5 protein-coding genes and 2 pseudogenes are annotated in these 3,421 nt (G+C 67.7%); 3 read left to right on the forward strand and 4 right to left on the reverse strand.

All coding sequences use genetic code 11. From position 1 onward, the window contains the following. Window positions 1-61 precede the first annotated feature (61 nt). From ACFU3E_RS38280 to ACFU3E_RS38290, 3 genes and pseudogenes are all read left to right on the forward strand, one after another. Entirely contained in the window at window positions 62-658 is a 597-nt protein-coding gene (locus ACFU3E_RS38280; RefSeq protein ID WP_384169404.1) for a serine hydrolase domain-containing protein, read from the forward strand. A 25-nt stretch (window positions 659-683) separates the two neighbouring features. After that, on the forward strand, window positions 684-1,418 hold the full coding sequence (locus tag ACFU3E_RS38285; protein WP_384169406.1) for a TetR/AcrR family transcriptional regulator: 735 nt from the start codon (window positions 684-686) through the stop codon (window positions 1,416-1,418). A 47-nt stretch (window positions 1,419-1,465) separates the two neighbouring features. Then, window positions 1,466-1,885, forward strand: a pseudogene (locus ACFU3E_RS38290) (transposase); the annotation flags it as partial. On the opposite strand, the gene ACFU3E_RS38295 reads toward ACFU3E_RS38290, so the two are convergent. From ACFU3E_RS38295 to ACFU3E_RS38310, 4 genes and pseudogenes are all read right to left on the reverse strand, one after another. After that, window positions 1,788-2,066, reverse strand: a complete 279-nt coding sequence (locus ACFU3E_RS38295) for a hypothetical protein (protein ID WP_384169412.1) — start codon at window positions 2,064-2,066, stop codon at window positions 1,788-1,790. The pseudogene ACFU3E_RS38290 and the gene ACFU3E_RS38295 overlap by 98 nt on opposite strands. Beyond that, the gene (locus ACFU3E_RS38300) at window positions 2,063-2,206 is read right to left on the reverse strand and encodes a hypothetical protein (RefSeq protein WP_384169415.1); all 144 of its coding nucleotides are present in this window, start codon (window positions 2,204-2,206) and stop codon (window positions 2,063-2,065) included. The genes ACFU3E_RS38295 and ACFU3E_RS38300 overlap by 4 nt, the downstream gene beginning before the upstream one ends. Before the next feature lie 192 nt (window positions 2,207-2,398). Continuing rightward, a pseudogene (locus ACFU3E_RS38305) lies at window positions 2,399-2,713 on the reverse strand (RICIN domain-containing protein); the annotation flags it as partial. A 21-nt stretch (window positions 2,714-2,734) separates the two neighbouring features. Continuing rightward, window positions 2,735-3,100, reverse strand: coding sequence for a hypothetical protein (locus ACFU3E_RS38310; RefSeq protein WP_384169409.1), 366 nt, complete (start codon window positions 3,098-3,100; stop codon window positions 2,735-2,737). Between the last annotated feature and the right edge of the window lie 321 nt (window positions 3,101-3,421).

Genomic DNA, 3,421 nt, shown 5'->3' on the forward strand with positions numbered 1-3,421 from the left:
CGTTGCGCTTCACGGACCGTCACCCGATCGGTGGCCCGCTCGAAGAAGCTCACTGCACGAGGTGGTGTCCTCAGCCGAGCGTTCGACCGAGGCCGGCACGCAGTTCAGCTACTCGACGATCGACACCCAGGTCCTGGGATGGGTGCTGGAGTCCGCCACCGGCCGCTCCCTCGCGCAGTACGCCACGGAGCGCCTCTGGAGCCGCATCGGCGCTGAGCACGACGCGTACTACTGGCTCACCCGCAAGCATCCGCGTACCGCGATCGGCGGCGGCTCGCTCAATGCCACCGCCCGCGACATGGCCCGGCTGGGGCTGCTGATGTCCCGTGGTGGAGAGCTGAACGGGCAGCGCATCCTGCCCGAGGAATGGGTGACGCGCAGCCGGGGGCGCGGGGTGCCGCACCTGGAGGTCGGCGCGCTGGGCCCCAGCGGCTACCCGCATTACGGGTACAGCAACAAGTGGTGGACACTCGGCGGCGAGCGACGTCCGTTCACCGCGGTGGGGATCCACGGCCAGTACCTGTATGTAGACCCGGACGCCGACGTGGTGATCGTCAAGACCAGCGCGTGGCCGACGGCGGACGACTCCTCGCGTGACGCGGAGTCCATCACGGCACTGCGGGCAGTGGCCGACCATCTGCAGGAGAACCATCGTTGACAACGCCGTCGATAAGATGGCGGCCATGACACGCGCGAAGACCAACTCGGCAGGAGCCACTCCCGTAGGACGGAAGCAGCGTCCGGCCTCCTTCCTCACCCCGGATCTGATCCTGGACACCGCGATGGCCGTGATCGAGAGGGACGGTCCCGAGGCGCTCACCTTCCGCCGGCTGGGCACCGATCTGGGAGCCGACCACACAGCCGTCCTGCGGCACTTCCGCGGCAAGGACGACCTGCTGCTCGGCCTGGCCGCCCGGCTGGTCAGCGATGCCCTGCACGACTTCGCACCGTCGGAAAGCTGGCGCGAGACCCTCGCGTCGCTCGCCCGACGGATCCGTGCCGCATGCCTGCGGCACCCGGGTGTGGCCGTCCTGGTCGCGGCCCGCACCTCACGGCGCGAGCCGGAGTTCCAGGGCGCCGACGTGGTCATCGGCGCCCTGCTCCAGGTTGGCCTCCAGGGACGCGAAGCGGCCTCGTACTACCGCGTGCTGGCCGATACGGCACTCGCCGCCGGCGCCTTCGAGGCTTCCTTCAACGTGCTGGACAAGGGCGCCCAGGACGGCGACCGGCTGGCCTGGCGCCGCGAGTACCTGACGGCCTCGCCACAGCGGTACCCGAACCTGGCACAGGTCGCCCCCTATCTCGCGGAAATCGACGAAGAGGACCAGTTCGAAACCGCGATCGGCCTGTTCCTCGACGCCGTGGAACTCCGCGCGCAGCGCGCCCGCGCAGAAGGAAGCGAACACACGGAGAACTGACGCCTCGCTCTGAGAGGGCATTTGATCTAGCCGAATTGCCCTTTACGATGCCGTACGCAACCGACTTGTCCGACGAGCAGTGGGCGTTGATCGAGCCGCTGGGCACGGCGTGGAAGCAGGAGCGGGTGGCACGGTCGGCGACCGGGAACCCGGGCTCCTGCAACCTGCGCGAGGTCGTGAACGCGCTGCTCCACCAGAACCGGACGGGCTGTCAGTGGCGGCTCCTGCCACATGACCTCCCGGCCTGGTCGGCGGTGTTCTACTACTTCACTCTGTGGCGCCAGGACGGTCTTGACCAGCGGATCCAGGAGATCCTGCGCTGTCAGGTGCGGGAGCGGTCCAGACGATTAGAGGACCCGTCCCTGGTGATCATCGACACCCAGTCCGTCCGCGTGGCAGCCGGGGTGCCGAGGGAAACGACGGGACTGGACGCGAACAAGAAGACGCCCGGCAAGAAGCGGGGAATGCCGCCGCCGCGGCGGCACCGTCGGCCGCGGAGAGGAGGCGACTGTCGCCGAGGTCGCCGCGCTTGTCGAGTGCCTTGAGCGCCGGGCGGACGAGGGAGGACTCGTCCTCGGGGCTGATCTCGTGCAGCGGCCAGGCGCCGTACAGGCGCTGGATGTGCCGGTGGATGTAGCGGTCGGTCAGGCTCGGCCAGGACCATTCGGCGACACGCCGTCGCCGTTGACGCGGTAGTCGGGGATCTTGTGCAGCAGTGCGGTCCGGGGGAGGGAGGCCGCTCCGGCGGTCAGGGCGGCGGCGGGCGGCAGGAAGCACCTGCGATCCATGGAGTGGTCCAGTCCACTACGCAAACTCCTTTGTCTGCTGAGGGCTATACGGAAGTGGGGGAGTTGGGATGTGTAAGGAGTCATGGGCAGGCGAGCGGACAGCGTCCCGGTCCGAACCGGCCCGTGAGGTGATCCTCGGTAGGGGACGTGCCCCGGCGGCCCGCTCGGTGGCGGGGTCGCCGGGGCACGCGGTCAGGAGAGAGTCCAGGTCTCGGTGTTGACGCTCGAGCTGCCGCCGAGCTCCTGGTCCACCGCCGCTCTCTGGGTGGTGGAGCCCGCGACGCCGATGTGCAGGCCGCTGCCGATGCCCACCAGCATGTAGTTGCTGCCGGTGTAGCTGCCGGTCAGGTCGAGGGCCCACTGCTGGTTCGTCTGGCCGTTGCAGGTCCACTGGTGCAACTGGACGCCGGCGGTGGTCGACTTGCTAGGGACGTCCAGGCACAGGCCGCTCTTGACGCTCCTGAGCGTGAAGATGTTGTCCGCCACCCGGGTGAGGGTCCACTGCTGGTTGGTACCGCCGGTGGACGGCTACTGGATGATCTTGGCGCCGTTGGCCGTGGACCCGCTAGCGACGTCCATCAGCAGGGAGCTGCCGAGGTTCTTCAGGGTGTGGACCCCGTCCGACGGGATCCCGCTGCCGGCCGTCCACGTGCCCGCGTCCACGTCGAGGGACCAGGTCGGGTGCTGGCCGAGGTTCACCGTCGTGCCCCGGATGGTCAGTGGCAGCCAGATCAGCTTCGACGCGCCCAGGTTGGAGGTGTCCCAGCGGTCACCGGCGTAGATGTACGTGGTGCCGGCGGTGCCCTGGACGGTGATGACGTTCGCCGTCTGGCTGCCGTAGGTCTTGGCCGTGGCTCCGTCGTACAAGGGCCACCTATACCCGGTCGAGGTCATCTCCCATTGCGTGTGGCTGCATGGTTCCACTCGTTTCTCATGGCGGCGGCCCTCCCCGAACCGGGTGTCGAAGCGCTTAACTAGCTGCGACGCTAACGGCACATTTCGAAGGGAACAAGAGGCCCGCACGAAGGAATTCTCTTGCATTTCAGCCATGGACAATCCGATGGAAGCGATGACAGCATCGAAGCGCTTCAACACTCCGTACCAGCCTGCTTAGTACTCCAGCAGTGGTTCGTGTCCTGAGCTGGCGGTTGTCGTTGTCCTGGTATGGAGGGGATGACTGAAGTCGCTTGCTGGGCTGCTGAGTTGGAGTCGGTG

Origin of the sequence: Streptomyces sp. NPDC057424 (genome assembly GCF_042803315.1) — a bacterium.
Lineage (GTDB): Bacteria > Actinomycetota > Actinomycetes > Streptomycetales > Streptomycetaceae > Streptomyces.